Origin of the sequence: Undibacterium sp. RuTC16W (assembly GCF_049339445.1) — a bacterium.
In the GTDB taxonomy this organism is placed as follows: Bacteria; Pseudomonadota; Gammaproteobacteria; order Burkholderiales; family Burkholderiaceae_D; genus Undibacterium.
In genome coordinates this window covers 101,581-122,094 of the sequence record NZ_JBMPPE010000010.1, presented here as the reverse complement: position 1 = coordinate 122,094, position 20,514 = coordinate 101,581, and the positions used below count along the sequence as shown (strand labels likewise).

The 20,514-nt window shown below is 51.9% G+C and carries 15 protein-coding genes; 9 read left to right on the top strand and 6 right to left on the bottom strand.

The genetic code is table 11. The annotated features are described in order from the left end of the window. The first annotated feature begins 30 nt into the window (after positions 1-30). The 5 genes from bioD to ACO0K4_RS17285 are packed head-to-tail and all read left to right on the top strand — an operon-like array spanning position 31 to position 5,724. Positions 31-750, top strand: a complete 720-nt coding sequence (gene bioD / locus ACO0K4_RS17305) for a dethiobiotin synthase (protein WP_422957951.1) — start codon at positions 31-33, stop codon at positions 748-750. A 10-nt stretch (positions 751-760) separates the two neighbouring features. Beyond that, on the top strand, positions 761-1,789 hold the full coding sequence (gene bioB, locus ACO0K4_RS17300; protein WP_422957915.1) for a biotin synthase BioB: 1,029 nt from the start codon (positions 761-763) through the stop codon (positions 1,787-1,789). A 34-nt stretch (positions 1,790-1,823) separates the two neighbouring features. Continuing rightward, positions 1,824-3,821 carry an acetyl/propionyl/methylcrotonyl-CoA carboxylase subunit alpha gene (locus tag ACO0K4_RS17295; protein ID WP_422957914.1) on the top strand — a complete coding sequence of 666 codons (1,998 nt, stop codon included), beginning with the start codon at positions 1,824-1,826 and terminating at the stop codon, positions 3,819-3,821. A 57-nt stretch (positions 3,822-3,878) separates the two neighbouring features. Next, entirely contained in the window at positions 3,879-4,808 is a 930-nt protein-coding gene (locus ACO0K4_RS17290) for a 2-hydroxyacid dehydrogenase (RefSeq protein ID WP_422957913.1), read from the top strand. 1 nt (position 4,809) lies between these two features. Then, a complete protein-coding gene (locus ACO0K4_RS17285; RefSeq protein ID WP_422957912.1) occupies positions 4,810-5,724 on the top strand; it encodes a hydroxymethylglutaryl-CoA lyase in 915 nt (304 codons plus the stop codon). A 952-nt stretch (positions 5,725-6,676) separates the two neighbouring features. Here ACO0K4_RS17285 and ACO0K4_RS17280 read toward each other — a convergent pair. Further along, positions 6,677-6,835: a hypothetical protein gene (locus tag ACO0K4_RS17280; RefSeq protein ID WP_422957911.1), complete on the bottom strand. Its 159-nt coding sequence runs from the start codon at positions 6,833-6,835 to the stop codon at positions 6,677-6,679. A 662-nt stretch (positions 6,836-7,497) separates the two neighbouring features. On the opposite strand from ACO0K4_RS17280, the gene ACO0K4_RS17275 reads away from it, so the two are divergent. Next, a complete protein-coding gene (locus ACO0K4_RS17275) occupies positions 7,498-9,702 on the top strand; it encodes a DNA/RNA non-specific endonuclease (protein ID WP_422957910.1) in 2,205 nt (734 codons plus the stop codon). Between the two features lie 404 nt (positions 9,703-10,106). Here ACO0K4_RS17275 and ACO0K4_RS17270 read toward each other — a convergent pair whose 3' ends face one another. Beyond that, on the bottom strand, positions 10,107-13,469 hold the full coding sequence (locus ACO0K4_RS17270; protein WP_422957909.1) for an EAL domain-containing protein: 3,363 nt from the start codon (positions 13,467-13,469) through the stop codon (positions 10,107-10,109). Between the two features lie 823 nt (positions 13,470-14,292). On the opposite strand from ACO0K4_RS17270, the gene dksA reads away from it, so the two are divergent. Beyond that, a complete protein-coding gene (gene dksA, locus ACO0K4_RS17265; RefSeq protein ID WP_422957950.1) occupies positions 14,293-14,667 on the top strand; it encodes an RNA polymerase-binding protein DksA in 375 nt (124 codons plus the stop codon). A gap of 410 nt (positions 14,668-15,077) precedes the next feature. Further along, entirely contained in the window at positions 15,078-15,911 is an 834-nt protein-coding gene (locus ACO0K4_RS17260) for an alpha/beta fold hydrolase (protein ID WP_422957908.1), read from the top strand. 28 nt (positions 15,912-15,939) lie between these two features. Here the strand turns inward: ACO0K4_RS17260 and ACO0K4_RS17255 are convergent, their stop codons facing one another. Beyond that, on the bottom strand, positions 15,940-16,383 hold the full coding sequence (locus ACO0K4_RS17255; protein WP_422957907.1) for a hypothetical protein: 444 nt from the start codon (positions 16,381-16,383) through the stop codon (positions 15,940-15,942). Positions 16,384-16,440: 57 nt separating this feature from the next. Here ACO0K4_RS17255 and ACO0K4_RS17250 point away from each other — a divergent pair, with 57 nt between their 5' ends. Next, complete coding sequence (locus ACO0K4_RS17250) at positions 16,441-17,577, top strand: type IV pilus twitching motility protein PilT (protein WP_422957949.1); 1,137 nt, start codon at positions 16,441-16,443, stop codon at positions 17,575-17,577. 114 nt (positions 17,578-17,691) lie between these two features. On the opposite strand, the gene ACO0K4_RS17245 is transcribed toward ACO0K4_RS17250, so the two are convergent. Genes ACO0K4_RS17245 through egtD form a run of 3 tightly spaced genes read right to left on the bottom strand, consistent with a single transcriptional unit; the run spans position 17,692 to position 20,256 of the window. Continuing rightward, positions 17,692-17,982: a DUF427 domain-containing protein gene (locus ACO0K4_RS17245; RefSeq protein ID WP_422957906.1), complete on the bottom strand. Its 291-nt coding sequence runs from the start codon at positions 17,980-17,982 to the stop codon at positions 17,692-17,694. 17 nt (positions 17,983-17,999) lie between these two features. Continuing rightward, positions 18,000-19,301 (bottom strand): ergothioneine biosynthesis protein EgtB, encoded by a 1,302-nt coding sequence (gene egtB, locus ACO0K4_RS17240; RefSeq protein ID WP_422957948.1) that lies wholly within the window; start codon positions 19,299-19,301, stop codon positions 18,000-18,002. A gap of 16 nt (positions 19,302-19,317) precedes the next feature. Continuing rightward, a complete protein-coding gene (gene egtD / locus ACO0K4_RS17235; RefSeq protein WP_422957905.1) occupies positions 19,318-20,256 on the bottom strand; it encodes an L-histidine N(alpha)-methyltransferase in 939 nt (312 codons plus the stop codon). Between the last annotated feature and the right edge of the window lie 258 nt (positions 20,257-20,514).

Here is a 20,514-nt window from a genome sequence, read left to right as displayed (position 1 = left end):
GCCGAACTAAATGCCGAGCGAAATACCGATATAAATAAACATGCACATTTACGTCCGCATGATTATTTTGTGACCGGTACAGATACCGAGATTGGCAAGACACTGGTTAGCAGCGCCGTTCTGCATGCAATGACGCAGCAAGGCTGGCGTAGTGTCGGCATGAAGCCCATCGCTGCCGGTGCTGATGTGCGCGATGGCGTATTACATAACGATGATGTCGACTCTTTATTTGCCGCATCATCGGTCAGTGCGCCGCTGGAATTAGTTTGTCCGTATCTGATGCAGACACCTGCTGCACCGCATATCGTGGCGCAGCGTGAACAGGTGATGATCTCTTTGCCGCATATTCGCGCTTGTTACCAGCAGTTGACGACGCAGGCAGATGCCGTCGTGGTGGAAGGCGTCGGTGGTTTCTGTGTACCGCTGACAGCGCAGTACGACACTGCCGATATGGCACAGCAACTGGGTTTGCCGGTGATTCTGGTTGTGGGCTTGCGCCTCGGTTGTATTAATCATGCCTTGCTGACGGCGCAAGCGATTGCTGCACGTGGTTTAAGGCTGGCAGGCTGGGTCGCGAATACCGTCGATCCGGACATGCTCTACCTTGCTGATAACATAGCGGCTTTACAGATGCGATTATCCGCACCTTTATTAGGACAGATACCAAGATTAGATGCATCCGCACCGGGTGCAGACGTAACGCTGGCGCAGCGTGCTGCCGCGTATATCAATGTGAATTTATTGAAGTGAAGGAAGACTCATGCAAGCCAAAGAACAAACACAACAAGCGGTTCAATTTCAAGCACCAGTCAAAAAAATCGAAGCCGATACCTGGCCAGTAGATGATGTCCTGGCCTTGTTTGATTTACCGTTTAATGATTTGATGTTTCAGGCGCAGACTGCGCATCGCGCAAACTTCCCGAATGCCGATATCGAGCTTGCGACCTTGTTGTCGATCAAAACCGGTGGTTGCGAAGAAGATTGCGGTTACTGTCCGCAAGCAGCGCGTTACGACACCGGCGTCGAAGCAAAAAAAATGCTCGATGTGCGCGAAGTCTTAGATGCCGCCAAAGCCGCTCGTGAAAACGGCGCAACCCGTTTCTGTATGGGGGCAGCATGGCGTTCACCGAAAGACCGCGACATGGAAAAAGTAGAAACCATGGTGCGCGAAGTCAAGGCCATGGGATTAGAAACCTGCGCGACTTTAGGCATGCTGAAAGAAGAACAGGCGCAACGCCTCGCTGATGCGGGCCTTGATTACTACAATCATAATCTGGACACCGCCCCCGAGTTCTATAGCAATGTGATTTCTACCCGCGATTATCAGGATCGGCTGGATACACTTGGTCACGTGCGCAGTGCCGGACTCAAGGTTTGCTGCGGTGGCATCGTTGGTATGGGCGAATCACGCCGCCAGCGCGCTGGTTTGATTGCCCAACTGGCAAACCTCAACCCGTATCCAGAATCCGTGCCTGTCAATCATCTGGTGCAGGTAGAGGGCACGCCTCTGCATGGTCTCGACCCGCTCGATCCTCTGGAATTTGTCCGCACCATCGCGGTAGCCCGCATCACCATGCCAAAAGCCCGGGTGCGCTTGTCAGCCGGTCGTCGCCAGATGGGCGAAGCCGTACAGGCGATGTGCTTTCTGGCTGGTGCCAATTCGATTTTTTACGGCGATAAATTACTGACCACGCAAAATCCTGAAGCCGAAGATGACCGCGTCTTGCTCGATAAATTGGGTTTGAAAACCCGCGGCAAGGTCGAAGCCAAAGCAGGTAGCTGCAATTAAAAAAACAGAAAAAAATCCAACAGAGGTTAGAGACATGTTCACCAAAATACTCATCGCCAACCGTGGCGAAATCGCTTGCCGTGTCGCTGCTACCGCACGCCGCATGGGCATCAAAACTGTCGCTGTCTACTCCGAAGCCGATGCGAACGCGAAACATGTGGCTGTCTGCGATGAAGCTGTCCTGATCGGACCGGCTCCCGCTAAAGAGAGCTATCTGCGTGCTGATAAGATCATCGAAGTCGCCCTGGCAACGGGTGCGCAAGCGATCCATCCTGGCTACGGATTTTTATCCGAGAATAGCGAATTTGCTGATGCTTGCGCCAAAGTCGGTATCGCCTTTATCGGACCTCCCGCCTCGGCGATTGAGGCGATGGGGAGTAAATCGGCCGCTAAATCATTGATGGAAAAAGCCAATGTGCCGCTGGTGCCCGGCTACCATGGTGATAATCAGGATGCCGATTTTTTGCAAACAGAAGCTGACCGCATCGGCTATCCGGTCTTGCTCAAAGCCAGCGCCGGCGGCGGTGGCAAAGGCATGCGCGTGATTGAAAAATCCTCTGACTTTAAAGATGCACTCGCCTCTTGCAAACGAGAGGCAATTAACTCCTTTGGTGATGACAAGGTTCTCGCCGAAAAATATCTGCAACGCCCTCGTCATATCGAGATCCAGGTGTTCGCCGACACGCACGGCAATTGCGTCTACCTGTTTGAGCGCGATTGCTCGGTACAGCGTCGCCATCAAAAAGTATTAGAAGAGGCACCCGCGCCAGGGATGACTGCAGAACGCCGTGCTGCCATGGGTGAGGCCGCCGTCGCTGCTGCAAAGGCGGTAGGTTATGTCGGTGCCGGTACCGTGGAATTTATTGCCAATCAGGATGGTTCTTTCTATTTCATGGAAATGAATACCCGTTTGCAGGTTGAGCATCCCGTGACCGAGATGATCACCGGTACGGATCTGGTTGAATGGCAATTGCGGGTTGCCGCAGGCGAGCCGCTGCCAATGCTGCAGTCTGCATTACGTATTCATGGTCATGCCATTGAAGCCCGGGTCTACGCGGAGAATCCGGAAAAAGGCTTCTTGCCATCGATCGGTACTTTGCGCCACGCACGCACACCAGCCGCAGTACATTTTGAGCTTGGCGGTAGCGCGGATCCGGCGGCATTCCGTATCGACAGCGGTGTCCGTGAAGGCGATACGATTTCTCCTTTTTACGATCCGATGATTGCCAAGATGATTGTCTGGGGCAAAGACAGAACCGAAGCGCTGGCGCGTATGTCACAGGCCTTGTCGCAATACCAGATCGTCGGCTTGTCATCGAACATCGCCTTCTTGTCGCGCCTGATCGGCAGCAAAGCCTTCTCCGGCGCAGATCTGGATACGGGTTTGATCGAGCGTAATCAGGACGAATTATTTCCGATGCCGGTCGCTGCATCGCTGACGACACTGGCGCTGGCAAGCGTGTCACTCGTGTTGTCTGAAAAATCCCAAGGCAGTGACCCGTGGCAAAGCAGCCAGGGCTGGCGCATGAATAGTCAATTGCAACGCGCTTTGCAATTCACCGAAGAACACCAGACGCATGATGTCCTGCTGACTTATCTGGCGGGTGGATGGCAGGTCCAGACGGGAGGTGCAGTAGCTCAGGTCAAACTTGGATCGGCAACCCGGAGTGATCTGGTGTTGACAATCGCTGACCAGACGATCACGGGCACGGTGGTGCGCGATGGCGAGCATTTCCATGTCTTTAGCCGTGGCGTGCATACTGATCTGCATTACCACGACGCCCTCGCCCACGCAGGCGAAGCCGAGGCCGAAGGCGGTCGCCTCACGGCACCGATGCCGGGCAAGATCGTCGCTGTCCTGGTCAGCTCAGCGCAAGAAGTCAAAAAAGGCGATGCCCTGCTGATCATGGAAGCCATGAAGATGGAACACACTATCGCCGCACCGCATGACGGCGTGGTCGATGAGGTGCTGTACGCGATCGGCGATCAGGTCGCAGAGGGCGCACCTTTGCTGAGTTTCAAGCAAGACTAAGCTGATTGTCAGAACCCTCTCCCGCTTGTGGGAGGGGAAATATTACGGCTATCGAATATGAAAATTATTTTCCACGCCACCGGCGGCAATCCGGATCATTGGTTGCACAGCCTCAATCTCGCACTCCCGCAGCACCACATCCGCGTCTGGCATGAGGGCGATACTGCGCCTGCTGATTACGCCATTGTCTGGAAACCGCCTGCTGCGATGCTGGCAGGCCGCAGCGATTTAAAAGGGATTTTTAATCTCGGTGCCGGTGTTGACGCGATTTTGCAGTTGGGGGATGCCTTGCCAGCCGGCGTGCCGGTGATTCGTCTCGACGATGCTGGTATGGGGATACAGATGGCAGAGTATGTCAGCCACGCGGTGCTGCGATACTTCCGGCGGTTTGACAGCTACGATCACCAGCGTGACGCGCAGCACTGGCGGTTTTTGAAGCCGTTTGAAAAAAGCGATTTTAGCGTCGGCATATTAGGGCTCGGCGTATTGGGGCAGCGCATCGTTGATGCGGTTGCTCATTTTGGCTTTCCGCTCCATGGCTGGAGCCGCACGCAAAAACATATTCCCGGCGTTACTTGTTATGCCGGGACAGACGGCCTGGATGCATTTTTACAAGCATCGCGCGTACTCGTTTGCATCCTGCCCTTGACCGAGGACACATACGGTATTTTGCATCGCGAGAACTTGCAAAAATTACCCAAAGGCGCTTACCTGATCAACGTCGCACGCGGTGCGCATGTGGTCGAACAGGACGTGCTGGCGCTGGTACAAGAGGAGCATATTGCAGGCGCGACCCTCGATGTATTTCAGCAAGAGCCGCTGCCAGCCGGACATGCATTCTGGTCCGAGCCGCGCATCAGTATTACCCCGCATATCGCTGCACTCACCCTGCGTGACGAAAGCGCAAGGCAGATCGCCGACAAGATTCAGGCACTGCAACAAGGTCAGGTGATCAGCGGTATCGTTGACGCATCGAGAGGATATTAATATGACGACCAGTTTACCCAAACAAGTCAACATCGTTGAAGTCGGTCCACGTGATGGCCTGCAGAACGAAAAAGAAAGCATCCCTGCCGAGGTCAAAATCGCGCTGGTCAATCGCCTCACCGATGCCGGGTTCAGCAATATCGAAGCCGCCTCGTTTGTCTCTCCCAAATGGGTGCCACAGATGGCAACCTCAGCCGAAGTCATGGCAGGCATCCAGCGCAAGGCCGGTGTGATTTACTCGGTACTCACCCCAAACATGAAAGGCTTCGAAGCAGCGCTCGCCGCCGGTGCTGACGAAGTGGTGATCTTTAGCTCGGCGTCTGAAGCCTTCGCACAAAAGAACATCAATTGCTCGATCACCGAATCGATAGAGCGTTTCCGTGATGTTGCACTAGCTGCCAAGCAAAACAAGATCCGCCTGCGTGGTTCGATTAGCTGCTCTTTCGGTTGCCCGTATCAGGGCGAGGTTGATCCCGCCAGCGTTGCGGATGTGGTCAAGCGGCTGCGCGATCTGGGTTGCGATGAAATCGACATTGCCGACACTATCGGCGTCGGCACTGCCAGGCAGGTACAACATGTGATGCAACTGGTTGCGCAGGATTTTCCGTTAAATAGTTTATCGGGACATTTTCACGATACCTATGGTCAGGCACTGGCGAATATTTATGCGAGTCTGGAAGTCGGAATCTCGATCTTCCATTCATCTGTTGCAGGCCTAGGCGGCTGTCCGTATGCGAAAGGGGCGACGGGTAATGTGGCGACGGAGGATGTGCTGTTTATGATGCAGGGCTTGGGGATTGTTACTGGGATTGATTTAAATGCGGTGGTGGATGCCGGGCAGTTTATTTCCGGGCATCTTGGGCGGAAGGCGGTTAGTCGTGCTGGGAATGCTATTGCTGCGAAGCGGACTGGGTAATTAGACTTATTAGTATTGAGACTTAAAGTATTTTTAATTCCAAATTAAAAATATTGTTGAAAAGTTGATCTGAGTTTATATTTGTTCCGGCCTCAACATTCTGACCGTTGTGATGGTTCTCATAAACTAAAACTTAATATTTAAAAGCCTACGATGACACCACATTATTTAAAAAAGAGAGATACCGCTGCGTTAGTGTATTTTGTAAGTATGATTATTATCATCGCCATAAAGGTACTAAACTTAGGTATTCAGGAGCGGTTAATCAATGTAGTTCTTTTCGTGTGTACAGGTAGTTTTTTGGCTGCTTGTTTATTTTATTTAAGAGCAAAAAAGAGATCTGCTGCTTGGCTATTTGTACTGCCATTAGGAATTTTTTCTCTGATTATTTACTACTATCTGGAAGATCGATCGAATAAACTAGACCCAGTCAAATGCTCAGCTTGTGGCGGTTCCAACTTCGCGACGGATAGTAATTGCAGATACTGTAAAACTGAACTTCAATCAACGGCAGCTTTAGTTTCGTAGGATTCGTAGTAGTCGTAGGGTGCGCCGAGCGCACCGTCTTTTGTTAAATTATGGATGTCGCCTGCCTGGATTGCAGGCCGGTGGTAGACCGGCGGCTACTTACTTTTCTTGCTTCGCCAAGAAAAGTAAGCAAAAGAAGGCGACCGCACAGTCGCTGCCCTTCGGGTTCACGTTTAAGCAGGTCAAAAAATGGGAAGTGTCCGAAACTCGCCTGCGGCTCAGACAACGGACACTTCTTTTTCCATTCCTGACCTGCTCAAACGGCAGCGCCACAGCGGGTTGCAGGTCAACTGCAAATTCAAAAGCAACGGTAATAGCGTTGCGTACCGTTTGCGTTAAATGTCCTTGATGGTGAAATGCTCACAGACAAATTCCGCCTTACTCTTATTACTAAGCTTCTGAGCTCAGCGAATTGTTTTGTCTGTTATTGCGTGTTTGGCTTGCGCTCTGTGAGTATCAGCGACATGATCGCCAGCGCGGGTAGCAGTACGGTGGTGAGCAGGCTTGGTGCGCCGACGATGGCGGATGCGATGATGGTACTTGCCCACAGCACGGAATTGATGATCAGTGTTTGACGATTCATGATGACTCCTTCGGTTTTGACGTGCGTTCAATAAAGCGGTCTGGTTACCTAAAAAAATATCTCTAAAAATTCATCAGAGACTTCTAAAAAAAACTTTAATCGATAGTCGATGGAACTGTTCACTCTTCAAGCTTTTTACCTAAACCATGCTCTTCGCTTTGTCATTCCGGCGAAGGTCGGAATCTAGCGTCGTCATTGCCAAAAGACGCTGGCTCCCTGCCTGCCCCGGAATGACGATTTTAAGCTTGCGGCTTACCTGAACGGCATTACAGCTTACTCCTGTTTTTCACGGGGTCTCCCGGGTCTCAATATTTCTGCGGTGAGTTGTTTTGGGAACTGACTCCGCAATCCCCATGCGGCTCTCAGGCCGATATTGGCTGCAAGGCCTCATGAGTGCTGGACTTTCAATTTCTTGAGCGTTACTTGCATATTTTGATTGCACCAGTATTGTCGTTATGAACGCCAGATACAAACAAAGTTCCTTCCTACTATTTCTCTGCGGCACGGAACCATCAAGTTTCGTACAAATTCTCTGATATTTGCCATGGAACTGTCATATACGTGGACTAGAATATTTTTAGCACCAAAGGAATGACATGAATGTTGTGGTAGCAAATCTGTAACGTCAAAGAGTGACCAGCTAGTTTAATGGGAGACTGACGATGGCTGATATTGATAATGCTTTAGCGCAAGCGGTTCGTTCGGCAAATGCAGCGGCGTTAAGTCGGTGGCGAGAGAGGACGGTGGTGCGGGAAGCGGGTCTTGCCAGAATTTCTCAGAGTGGCATCGGTGCGGCGGATCCAGTTGATCAGGTGCGAGCACATACTTTGCGTGAATCGGCTCGGGTTAATTTGCGTTTTCAAGAGCGGATTATCGGGCCGACGGTGGATTTTACGATGGTGGCACCAGGCGATCTGGCGTTGAAGGCGGCGGCTCCTGTGGCGCGGATTGTCAGATTGCCGGGTAATGGCTACAGCCCTAGCGCGATTGCGACGGGCTTCATGGTGGCGCCGGGTTTGCTGATGACGAACCACCATGTTTTCCCCCGTAAGGAAGAGGCTTTTCAGGCAGCGGCTAATTTTGGTTATATCCGGGATGAACGTGGCACTGCTGCCGGAAGCTATTTCACGATTGACGTCGAGCGTTTTTACTTTGCGGATCCGGTGCTGGATTTTGCGCTGGTCGGTGTGTCTGACAACGGCACCAATGGCGAGCGTCTCGCTGATGTCGGTGTATGCCGCCTGATTGTGGCTACCGGCAAAACCCTGACCGGTATGCCTGTCAATATCATCCAGCATCCTGATGGCGGGCCCCGTGCGTTTGCCGTAACCAATAATCGTCTGGTGGATATCTTGCCCGAAGGTTTTCTGCATTACGAAACGGATACCTTGCCTGGCTCATCCGGATCCCCTTTATTCAACGCCAATTGGGAATTGCTGGGGGTCCATCACGCGGGGATTCCTAAGATCGTCAATGATCAGGTGATTACCCGTAGCGGTCAGCCTTTTAATGAAGATGCCGATAGCGAAAACGATGTCGTTTGGATTGCTAACGAAGGTGCGCGCATCAGTGCGGTGATCAAGCGGCTTGGGGCTTTGTATGCGAGCGCATCTGGCAGCTCTTCCGCGCAGCGATTGATGCTGGAGCGATTACTGACTAGCACCACAGACCCTCTCGTCGCCTACACCGCGAGTCCTCAAGCTGTTTCCTCCTCTGAAAGAAGCACCATGGCAAACAATCTATTTTCATTCAACGGTCCGGTGACGATACATGTGTATGCACCGGGCAATCTGGCGAACAATACCAATGACGGCAGTGTCGGAGCCGATACTGGCAACGCCAACAATGCCAGCAACATCAATAATATGGCATTCAGTGTGAGTACCGTCGCGACCGAGGCCAGACAAACTTTCGATCCGGACTATGCATCGCGTACTGGTTACGACGATCACTTTCTCGGTGTCGCCTTGCCTTTACCTACTATCGCGGCGTCACGCCTGAGCGAGCTTTATTGCGTCAAGGATTATCAGAACTATGCCGATACGGATCGTGCCGTGCCTGATGTGGATGTGTCCGGCCTGACGGCAGATGATCCGCTGATCCTGCATTACCACCATTATTCGCTGGCCTTCAATCAGGCATTGCGTATGTGTATGTGGACAGCGTCGAATGTTGATTACTCCGATGCGGCACGGCAGGACAAGCGTAAGCGTCAGGATCTGGGCGGCGAGGATTGGGCAGTGGATCCGCGTGTTCCACCTGCATTGCAACTGAAGGATAAAGACATCTATGGACCCGGCAAACGTATAGATCGCGGCCATATTGTGCGCAGAGAAGATAACTGCTGGGGTGTCGAAGGCGAAGAGACCGCATTCGCCAATGCCGACAGCTATCACTGGACCAACTGCACGCCTCAGCATGAGGCATTTAATCAGGAAAATCCGAAAGACAACTTCACCAAACAACCAATGTACGCTGGTGTTAAAGGAATCTGGGGTGAGTTTGAATCTGTCGTAGAAAAACAGGTGACAGCCGGTGGCGGTCAGGCGGTCTTGTTTGCCGGACCGGTGCTGACTGATGACAGTATCAAGTCCGTCAAGGTCGGCGGAGTGGCGATTGCCGTGCCAACATTGTTCTGGAAAGTCGTTGTCGTTCCTGCCTCACCAGCCCGCCGTCCCAAGTTACTCGCCTATGGTTACGTGCTGTCGCAGGCCGATGTAGTGAAAAAATATGGTCTGCAAATTCAGGAAGAATTAGCGGTACCACCTAAGTTTGAACGCATGCAGAAGTCAATTGCCGAGATCGGCGAAATGATCGGGATTGTTTTTCCTGACGAGGTCATCAATGCGGATCAGCTCGGTAAATAAGGCAAGGGCGGTGAGTTCGGAGGAGATGTCTCCGGCTTGATGTTTTCGGATGGAGGATTTTTAAGTTTCTAATAAAGGATGTCTAAAAACCTTCACATTAAAAAATTACATCGACGGACTTACGTAAAAAAGTCAGGACCTCTCACCACAGAAACACCGAGACACCGAGGACACGCCAGAGTAGCGGGGGAGCAGGAGTAAGGGTTTTCATGAAATATCGATGAAAGGGTTTTTAGAAGTTCCTAATATCACATCCGCAGACTGGGTGCGGCTTTCAGTGGCATTTCAGGCCAGAAGGCGCACCAAGCTTGCGGATTCGGTTTTTAAATCTTGTTTTTTTGTGGTTTTTGAGGCGTTGATATTGCTCATCACCTATTCTCCTCTGTCGCCTGCATGATCTGTGTTCAGGCGACGCTTAGAATCTCGCTCTGGTGCATGGCAAGCTCGTCAATCGGTGCAGGTTTGTGCAGTAAAAACCCCTGCGCAAAATCAATTCCGATCTCTCGTAATTTTGCCAGTACATCCGGATGGTCAACAAATTCGGCGACCGTTTTTACGCCAACTACTTTGGCGACGTCGGCAAAACATCTGACCGCGGCTTCATCTAAAGGATCCGTGACGACATCTACGACGAATTGACCGTCAATTTTTAAATAATCGACAGGCATTTTTTTCAGATAGCCGAATGATGATGCGCCGGCACCGAAATCATCTAAGGCTACGCGCACGCCGATCTCCCGGATCTGTTCGATAAACAGCGCGGCATCCGAGAGATTGGTGACGGCGGCAGTTTCTGTGATTTCTATGCATAGCCGTGAACAGATCCGCGATCCGGTCTCTTTGAGCAGATCGATTGCCCAGCGGTGAAAGGCGCGGTCACCGACTGACTGGCCTGACAAGTTGACGCTGATTTTGCCGATGTGGTCGATACAGGCGAGCGTCTTCATCCATGCGATGGTGTGCTTTAATACCCATTTATCGATCCGTGTCGCGAGCTGAAAACGCTCTGCTGCTGGTAAAAAAGCACCGGGCCCGATCAGCGATCCGTCAGTGTCCCGCATCCTTAGCAAGACCTCGGCATGCAAGCCCGGAGACTGATCGTTCAGTGCGATAATTTTTTGTGCATAGAGTACGAAATGATTGTCGTCGAGTGCCTGTTCTATCCGCGTTGTCCATTGCATTTCGCCATGACGGGCACGCATCGCCAGATCGGTGTCAAACCAGGCATGTACGCGGTTTCGTCCTGCTTCTTTCGCTGCATAACAAGAGGTATCGGCGGCCTGCATAATCGCCTCTGTGATGGGCCAGCGGCTGTCGACGGGAACCAGGCCGATACTGGCGCCAATCCGAAAACGCCGGTTGTCATGCGTGAAGCGGAAATCATCCATCCGGTCACATATTTTTTGTGCCACCCGCTGTGCCTGATCGACGGAGCACTGCTCAAGAAGGATAGCAAACTCGTCGCCACCCAGCCTTGCCAGGGTATCGCGGGTCCGTGCTGTTTCTGCAAATAGCTTGGCGACTTGTTGTAGTAACTGATCGCCTACGGCATGTCCGCAGGCGTCGTTGACCAGCTTGAACTGATCAAGATCGATGTAGAGCAAGGCATGCTGGCTTTGATCGCTATGCGCCATCTGCAGAACTCGCCGTAACCGTACGTCAAACTCTGCACGGTTGACCAGACCGGTGAGCAAATCATGGCTGGCACGGAAGTTCATCTCGCCAGACAGGCGGCGCTGCTCTGTTACGTCATGAAACACTAGCACCACACCGAGTACGTCGCCGCGCTCATTGCGGATAGGCGCGGCAGAATCTTCAACGCCGTACTCAGTCCCGTTGCGGGAGATAAGTATCGTTCTGGTCGCTAAGCCAACCACTTTTTCTTGCGCCAGGCACGCGGTGATCGGATTAGCGGCGGGCTTGCGGGTTTCTTCATTGACGATGTGGAAGACCTGCGTCAGCGACCTGCCTTTTGCTTCATCGACGAGCCATCCTGTCATCCGCTCTGCGACGGGATTGAGCCAGTTGATATAGCCTTTAGAATCGGTGGTGATGACGGCGTCGCCGATAGATTTGAGCGTCACGTGCAGCAGGGCGTGCTGTTCAGCCAATTCCAGTGCGAGTTTTTTTGGTACTGAGATGTCGATGGCTGTACCGACCATGCGCAGAGCAGTCCCGTCGGCATTACGCTTGACGATGGCCGAGCCCTTGAGATAATGCAGGCTGCCATCTGGCCAGATCACCCGGTATTCGGTGTCAAAATTATTTTCTCCGCGCACCGCTTGCCTGGCTGCGTATTCAATTTTTTTCACATCGGCCGGATGAATCTGGTTTAGCCAGAGCTCAATCGTGCTCGTTTCTTTACGTGGCACCATTCCGAATAGACGGTACATCCACGCGTCCCATATTACGGTACCGCTGATCAGATCGTATTCCCAGATACCGATTGCGCCGCTGTCGGTGGCGAGTGTGGTGCGATCATTTGCGGCCTGTAATGCCAGGTTTTCTTTAACGCGCTGAGTGATATCCTGAAAAGCACCGAACAGCCGTATCGGTTTTTTATCTGCGAACTCCACTGTGCCTACCGCGCGCACCCAGATAGGATGCCCATCGGCACGGATAAATGGCAATTCAAGATCCCAGCTCTTCCCCGTTAAAATGGCGTTTTGTACGGCGGCCAATATGACAGGCTGAGCGGCAGGTGCATAGAAGCGAATCGCCTCATCCATCGTCGGTTTAAAACCGGCAGGCACGCCATGAATGCGGCATGTCTCATCTGACCAGTAAATATCGTTGGTAATCAGGTCGACTTCCCATCCGCCGACACCGGCCAGCTTGCCTGTCCGGTCCAGGAACAATTGGCTTTTGCGAAGATTTTCTTCCTGATGCTTGCGTTCAGTGATGTCGAGCAGGGTGCCCAGCATCCATTCTGGCTTGCCATCGGCAGTCCAGCTGATGACTCTGCCGCTGTCTAATACCCAGATCCATGATCCATTTTTATGCTGTAATCGGACTTCGCATTCATAGCGGTTGACGCGGTTGTTGAAATGATTTTCCAGCTCTAGCTGCGACAATATTCTGTCGCTCGGATGAATGAGATCGACCCAGGTCTGGGTAGTCAATTTACCTAATTCAGCCAATGTCCTGCCGGTGATTTCCGCCCATCTCTCGTTATATTTGATTGCGTCAGTCTGGAAATTTTTTTCCCAGGTGCCGATGCGCGTGCTTTCGATAATATCGGCAAACCGCTGCCCCTTCTCAAGCAGCGCCCGCTTGTCGCGATGTCCTTCGAGGATCGCTGCTGCCGTATCTGCAAGACAGAGCAGAATCTCACGTTGTTGTAGGTTTAAACGTTGAGGTTGTTTGTCTAGGACACATAAGGTGCCGATGCGATGGCCATCTCCGATGCTGATCGGTGCGCCTGCATAGAATCGGATGAGAGGATCATTGATGACCAGCGGGTTATCGGCAAAGCGAGGATCCAGCAAGGTATCCGGGATTTCAAGCATGCCATTTTCCAGAATCGCGAGCGAGCAAAACGCGATATCCCGGGGAGCCTCAGAAACACCGGGCAGACCCAGATTCGCCTTTAGCCAGACTTTTTCTGTATCGACCAAATTAATCAGCGATATTGGTACGCCGCACACCAGTGAGGCGGCTTTGACCAGCGCGTCCAGTTCGGCTTTTGGGCCGGTATCAATCACATGCAGGGCATGTAACGCCGCAACACGTTCAGATTCAGTATGTGGGAAGGGAGGGGTATTCAAGATCGTTCTCCTAATGGAACCCACACTTGACAATAGGATAAAACAGAAACAATACAAGCATCAGTTCACCTTCAGTCTAGCCAAGAGATTTTTGGTGTGCAGAAATATTTTTATATTTTGACGCATTTATCACAATCGTTTGCAATCCCTGTTGCTCTGTTTAAAACGAATTCTCTTTTTAGCCGGCAGTTCAATTTTTATTATGAGTTGGTGTTAAGGTCATCAGTGCAGAAGGGGTGATGCGGGAGAGCTGCAGATGTCGGCGGGATTGATGCCGGACTGTCACAAAACCCAAATCTCTCACCCCGGAGGCACAGAGATACTAAGACACCGAGGAAAGTCAGGAGTAAAAGCGGTTAGACCAAATATTGGTTAAAGGATTTTTAGTCGTCACCACACTGAATCCGCAGGCTGGATGCGGCTTTCAGAGGCATTTCAGGCTAACAGGCGCATACTACTTGCGGGTTCATTTTGATATCGATATTTCACGGATCATATACGCATGCTTTTCTCGGTATCTCTGTGCCTCTGTGGTGAGAAGCCTTGATTTTTGCCTTTAGCTTGATATTAATCGCCAGGCCGATTTGATCGTAAGTTGCTCATTTCACCAGTTGTACTTAATGCCGTTGAAGAACCGGAGGCTGAAAAGCGATTTCTCTTTTGTGCGTCAGCGCACAGTCGCCATATCCGTCTTGGTTCATATTGTAATGATCACCCTGGAGTCACTATGCGCAATCACCAATCCTCTTTTGACAATGTTAATGACGCCGCTGACGCTGCTCGCAATCTGGTGTCTGTTCCGAGCGAGGCGCAAATTCGTGCCATGGGCGACGATGCCTATATGAACAGCGTGCAGCTCGCCTTTTTCACCCGACGACTCAAGGACATGGAGGTCGAGCTGCAACACAATATCAATGAAACGACGGAGCACCTGCGAGAGACCGTGTTGGTGCCAGATCCGGCAGATCGCGCCACCATGGAAGAAGAACATACACTCGAATTAAGAGCCCGTGACCGCGAGCGCAAACTGCTCAAGAAAATTCAAACGTCGCTGACCAGCATCGGGCAAGGTGATTATGGCTGGTGTACCGAGACAGGCGACGCGATCGGGATACCGCGACTCTTAGCCCGGCCAACTGCCACGCTGTCTTTAGATGCCCAACAGCGACTCGAAGCCAAGCGCAAAATGTATGGCTAACGATTCGGGCAATCATTGATTCCACGCGCCGTTCACTACGAATAATCCAGCCACTTGCGCACATAAAACCTCAACAACAATACGCGGTAAAAAATTGTTTTTGTCATGTCGATTTAATAATTATTTGAGATAATTCTGACCTGCTGTATCTGCACTGAGGCTGTGATGATTCCGTTGCTGGTGGAGTGATTCAGCGGTTGGTAAAGATCATTGTGACGAGAGCGGTCAGGTCGGGACTTCCGTAACACGATTCCACTCGCCTTCCCGCTGTTGCGAAGACACTCTCCGGTCCGTCCTTCGCATGCGGCACAGGCAGCAACGATCCTGCAGCATCAACACCATCATCGTCGCGCCAGGCCAGCGTGGTGTTGCGATATCGCTGTTCCATCTCTATCTCAAGGAGTTATGACATGCCAATACTAAAAATCGACAATGCTCAGCAAGCCCCGGTCGAGTTGTATTACGAAGACCACGGTAGCGGTTTGCCCGTTGTCCTGATCCACGGCTGGCCACTGAGCGGACGCTCGTGGGAGGCGCAAGTCCCGGCCCTGATAGAAGCCGGTTACCGCGTGATTACCTATGACCGGCGCGGTTTTGGCTGGTCATCACAGCCATGGTCAGGCTACGACTACGACCATTTTGCTGCCGACTTGCATCAACTGATGACCCATCTCGATCTGAAAAAGGCAACGCTGGTCGGATTCTCCATGGGCGGTGGCGAAGTCGCCCGCTACATCAGCAAATATGGCACGGAGCGCGTCGCCAAAGCCGTGTTTGCCGGTGCTGTTCCGCCGTATCTCTACAAGTCCGATGACAATCCTGAAGGCGGCTTGGACGATGCAATGATCCAGCAGTTTCAGGGCGCCGTCATCAAGGACCGCATTGCTTTTCTGGATGCCTTCACCGCGATTTTTTTCAGCGCTGGCGGCAAGTTGCTGGTTAGCGAAGCGCAACGCGTATATGCACGTGAGATCGCCTCATTTGCCTCGCCACAAGGCACGCTGGATTGCATAGGTGCATTCTCTTACACCGACTTCCGCAACGACCTGACTAAGTGCACTGTCCCCACCCTGATCATCCACGGTGACGCTGACGCCATCGTACCGCTGGAAGTCAGCGGCGCCCGCACTCACAAGGCGATTAAGGGAAGTCAGCTATGCGTGATCAAGGGCGGCCCGCACGGATTTAATCTTTCTCATGCGGCGGAATTCAATCAGGGGTTGATTGAGTTTTTGGGGGCGTAACCGGTAGGCGGGGCGTTTGATACGAGGATCAGACTTTCGGGTGATCAGGCACCAAAACTGCGCCACATGTTGGACAGAACTTGTCGAATGGTGCGACCTCATGCCCGTGATCGCACTTCCGGTTTTTTAGCAGATGCGGGTTATTGATTGCTGAGTAAAGCGTTGCAAACGCTACGGCGTAGAAGACCATCCAATGTCCGGAAAAGAGCCGCACGTCGGTTCCGTCATTTGACGTATTCAATCCGCCTTGATGACCTGGCATATTGTTGATACAAAAGATGAAGTTGATCACGACATAGCCGAATAAGCTATAAAGCATGTAGCGCACCCGAACGGGACAACCCGACAACGCCAATTTCCAAAAATCTGAATGCTTGCCGTGACGTGAAATACGGTTGGCAACTAGAACAGCTTGCGACTTTCTTAAGCAGCAAAAATCATCCAAAGCAACAAATCGCAGAATCTTTCCCATCTGCAAATATACTGAGTTTATAATCAGGCATATTTTCCAAACAGAGATCAAATAATGATGGAAGCCCATATGTCCTCGCAGATCCGTACCCTGTCGTATATCGAGAATGAAGACCACCCGGTATTTGGTACCCTGGTTGAGCAAATTTTGCATTTGCTGAACTCACGTCTGAGTTTTAGCGACATTCTGATTCATCAAAATAGTCCTATCATGTTGCGTCAGCCTAAGGGCCTGGTTGCGGTGACGGATTCGCCGATTACTAAAGAAGAGCTTGAAGAATTTTTTGAAGTCATTGAGCCGAACTGGTCTGCGCGGATACAGGATCGCGCATTTGACCGCTCGATTGATCTGAACACGGCGCGTATCCGTGCCAACTGTTTTACGTTCCAGGGCAAGAAGCGGCTGGGTTGCGTGATTCGTCGTTTCCCGCGTGAGCCGATGGAATTGAGTCAGCTGGGTTTGCGTCAGTGCGAACAGGATTTTGCCAAACTGACTAGCGGTCTGGTGTTGATCATCGGTGATACCTGCCAGGGTAAATCGACCACGATTGCGTCGATGCTTGATCAGATTAATAAGACCCGCTCTGGTCACATCATTACGATCGAAGATCCGGTCGAGACGCTGATACCGCAACGCAAATGCATCATCACGCAACGCGAAGTCGGCTTTGACGGTGACGTCGAGAGCTATTATCTGGGCGCTCTGGATGCTCTGCGTGAGCGTCCTGATGTGATTGTGATCGGCGAGATCCGCGATGCGCAGACGGCACAAGAGGCGCTGGCGCTGGCGGAGTCCGGGCCTCTCGTGTTGGCATCTCTGCATGCGCGTTCGACCGAGCTGGGGTTGCAAAAAATGTTGCGCTTGCTGGGTAACGGCGAGCCGCAGGCACAAGCACTGGCCCAGGCTTTGCGCGGTGTTCTATGTCAGGCGTTATTGCCGTCAGTCGAAGGCGAACGCTATTACCTCGCGACGGAATGTCTGACCTCGAGTCCTGCGGTGGCGCGGATGATAGAAACCGGCGGCATCTCTGGTCTGCGGGCTTTGATGGATGGTGACGCGAGCAAGCAGCATCCGGGGTGCTTTTCGATGAACATGTCTTTGAAGCAGTTGTTGATCGAGAAAAAAATTGGTCTCGAAGATGCACGTAATGCGACGACCGATCGTATCGGTTTTCTGGATGCCTTGAAAAAATAAACTGGCTTCTTAGCGGCTGAATAGACTGAGTAAGCTGAGTAAGCTGAATTGACAATGGCGCATTAGTAAATAATGCGCCATTTTTATTTTGTTACTGCCTTATTTGTTACAGCCTTACGCAACGACCGTCACACCTTTCCAGAAGGCGACAAAACTGGCGATTTGTTTTGCTGCATCTTTGGGATGTTCATAGGTCCAGGCGGCGTTGGCGTTGACCTCGTCGTTGACGATGACATCGAAGTAATTGGCCGTACCTTTCCAGCCGCAGACGGTTTCTTTTTCGGTACGCCGGAAATGTTCGGATTTGATCGCATGTCGCGGGAAGTAAGTGTTGCCCTCGACCACGATGACTTCGGAGGCATCGGCATCGGCGATGACGGCATTGTTCCAGATAGCGCTTGGCATAGAGTTCCTTAATGAAATTAGAGGACAGTCGCTACGCTGCGGGCGAGGCGGATGCCGGTTCTTTGCCAACGGGCGGTGGAGGGGAAAAAATTACGATAGCTGATGCGTGAATGATCTTGGGGTGTAAAACAGGAGGAGCCGCGCAAAACATACTGGTTTGCCATGAATTTGCCATTGTATTCACCGATCGCACCTGTTGCTGCTGCGTAGCCGGGGTAGGGCGCGTAGCTGCTGCTGGTCCATTGCCAGCAACAATCGAAGAGTTGCGATATGGCGTTATCCCTAGCTTCCTGGCGATGCTGTTTTTCTTGCCGTGCGGCGCATTCCCATTCGGCTTCGGTCGGGAGTCGCGCACCTGCCCAGCTTGCATAGGCGGACGCCTCAAAATACGATAAGTGACATACCGCTTGTTGCAGAGGTAGTTCGCGTAAGCCGTATAAACTATATTCTTGCCAGTCTGATCCGTGTCGCCAATACAGCGGATGCCGGATGTGGTGCTGCTGTATCCAGTCCCAGCCTTCGGCCAGCCAGTGAACAGGATTCTGGTAGCCGCCATCGTCGATAAACGCCAGATAGTCGCCGTTGCTGACTAATGCTGGTGCCAGCTGAAATGCTTCGACAAATTGCCGGTGTCTGGGTACTTCGTTGTCGAAGCAAAACCCATCGCCAGCATGACCGATGTCCACAAGATTCGCTGCGAATGTTCGCCATTGCTGTGTTTGCACGACGTCAGCGCAACGATCTGTTATATCGTCATTTTTATCTGTGTCGATGCTGGTCAGCATTGCGGGAGCCATAGGATTGCAGGACAGGAGATGCTTGATATCGGTCAGCATCAACTCCTGATGCTGCTGTTCATGTTGTATACCCAGCTCAACTAACCCGATCAGGCTAGCGGAGGTGTTCGTCGCAGCTAGGGTTTCATTGAAGGAATCACTGGAGGAGGGATTGAACAACTGCTGCATACGCCGGTCAACATCCTGCCGGTATACCTGCACCTCGTCGATGCTGGGGCGTGTTAGCAAACCTCGCTGCGGTCGTGGATGTTTTTCGCCTATGCCGTTGTAATAAGAGTTAAACAATAGCCGAAACGCCGGGTGAAAAGGCTGAAAGCCGGATTCACATTCAGCCAGGATAAAGGTCTCGTAAAACCAGGTGGTATGCGCCAGATGCCATTTCAGCGGACTGGCATCCGGCATTGATTGTGCCCCCGCATCTTCAGCCGACAAGCAGGCCGCAATGCGCAGCGAACGCTCTCTGACTTGCGTCCAGCGCTGTCGCAACTGGGGCGACAGCTGGTGTAATAAGTGTGATGGCATAGGGATGTCGTTCAAGTCAGAGAGCTTTAGCATAGACCACGGCGAACCACTCTGCGGCATCGGTCCAGTGACGGGACTGGCCAAATCCTGCTTCATGGAGCAAATTCATGAAGGACTCAAGGCTATACTTGTAGCTATTTTCGGTGTGAATACGCTCACCACGGATGAAGTGCCGATGTTCGCCGGGCCAATGAATAGTCAGATCCTGACGCGCTTCCAGATGCATTTCTATCCGCGATTGTGCTGCATTGAAGAAGGCTCGGTGCTGCCATTGTTGAACATCAAAATCGGTACCGAGTTGTTGATTGATGTGTCGCAATACATTCAGGTTGAATGCGGCCGTCACGCCCAGTCCGTCATCGTAGGCGGCGTTTAATACCGCATGCTCCTTGATCAGATCTATTCCGATCAGAATACCGCCGTCTTCACCACATAAGGCGCGCAGTTGCTTGAGGAAGGCGAGCGCCATTTCCGGTTCAAAGTTACCGATGGAAGAGCCAGGATAAAAGAACAGGCGACGGTCGTTACGTACCTCGCCAGGCAGACGCCATTCTTGCGAAAAATCGATGCCCAGAGCGGTCATTTCTATGTGGGGAAAGCGTTGCTGCAAGCGCCGTACGGCATCACGTAAATGATCCACTGAAATATCTATCGGTACATACTGATCCGGATGAAGTTGCGGAAACAGTCGCGCTGCTTTGGCGCAGTTGCCCGCACCCAGGTCGATGAGCGTGCCACCAGGCCCAATCGTATGTGCGATGTCACCCAAGTGCTCCGACATGATGCTGGCTTCGGTACGTGTCGGGTAATACTCCGGCAACACACAAATTGCTTCGAACAGGACTGAACCGACGGCATCATAAAAATATTTGGGGGAGGTGTGCGCCCTGTCAGCCAGCAGTCCTGCGGCGAGTTCTTGCTGGATTGCCTTACTTGCGTGAACGATATCAGACATACACCACCTTTTATAAAACATCAGTCAAGGCCAGCAGAAGAGACATGCCGAACATGTTTTGTCACCAGTAAGCGGGTAACGAGACAATTGAGCAAGCCAGCCTCAAGCCAGTAACAAAGCAAGATTGTTCTACTTTACCTGCTGGATAGTAGCTTGAATCAATGACCAGTGTTTGACATCAAAAAAGAGTTTTTCTATTGCAGGTCAGCATGTTTTTTTAAAGACGATCTGACGGTTAATTTTTTTTGCTTTTTTCTA

Excerpts from the sequence above, each read along its gene's own strand:
- egtB (WP_422957948.1), bottom strand. The coding sequence starts at position 19,301 with ATGCCATCACACTTATTACACCAGCTGTCGCCCCAGTTGCGACAGCGC.
- ACO0K4_RS17285 (WP_422957912.1), top strand. The coding sequence starts at position 4,810 with ATGACGACCAGTTTACCCAAACAAGTCAACATCGTTGAAGTCGGTCCA.
- ACO0K4_RS17295 (WP_422957914.1), top strand. The coding sequence starts at position 1,824 with ATGTTCACCAAAATACTCATCGCCAACCGTGGCGAAATCGCTTGCCGT.
- ACO0K4_RS17250 (WP_422957949.1), top strand. The coding sequence starts at position 16,441 with ATGGAAGCCCATATGTCCTCGCAGATCCGTACCCTGTCGTATATCGAG.
- ACO0K4_RS17245 (WP_422957906.1), bottom strand. The coding sequence starts at position 17,982 with ATGCCAAGCGCTATCTGGAACAATGCCGTCATCGCCGATGCCGATGCC.
- ACO0K4_RS17255 (WP_422957907.1), bottom strand. The coding sequence starts at position 16,383 with ATGGGAAAGATTCTGCGATTTGTTGCTTTGGATGATTTTTGCTGCTTA.
- ACO0K4_RS17260 (WP_422957908.1), top strand. The coding sequence starts at position 15,078 with ATGCCAATACTAAAAATCGACAATGCTCAGCAAGCCCCGGTCGAGTTG.
- ACO0K4_RS17275 (WP_422957910.1), top strand. The coding sequence starts at position 7,498 with ATGGCTGATATTGATAATGCTTTAGCGCAAGCGGTTCGTTCGGCAAAT.
- bioB (WP_422957915.1), top strand. The coding sequence starts at position 761 with ATGCAAGCCAAAGAACAAACACAACAAGCGGTTCAATTTCAAGCACCA.
- egtD (WP_422957905.1), bottom strand. The coding sequence starts at position 20,256 with ATGTCTGATATCGTTCACGCAAGTAAGGCAATCCAGCAAGAACTCGCC.
- dksA (WP_422957950.1), top strand. The coding sequence starts at position 14,293 with ATGGGCGACGATGCCTATATGAACAGCGTGCAGCTCGCCTTTTTCACC.
- ACO0K4_RS17280 (WP_422957911.1), bottom strand. The coding sequence starts at position 6,835 with ATGAATCGTCAAACACTGATCATCAATTCCGTGCTGTGGGCAAGTACC.
- ACO0K4_RS17290 (WP_422957913.1), top strand. The coding sequence starts at position 3,879 with ATGAAAATTATTTTCCACGCCACCGGCGGCAATCCGGATCATTGGTTG.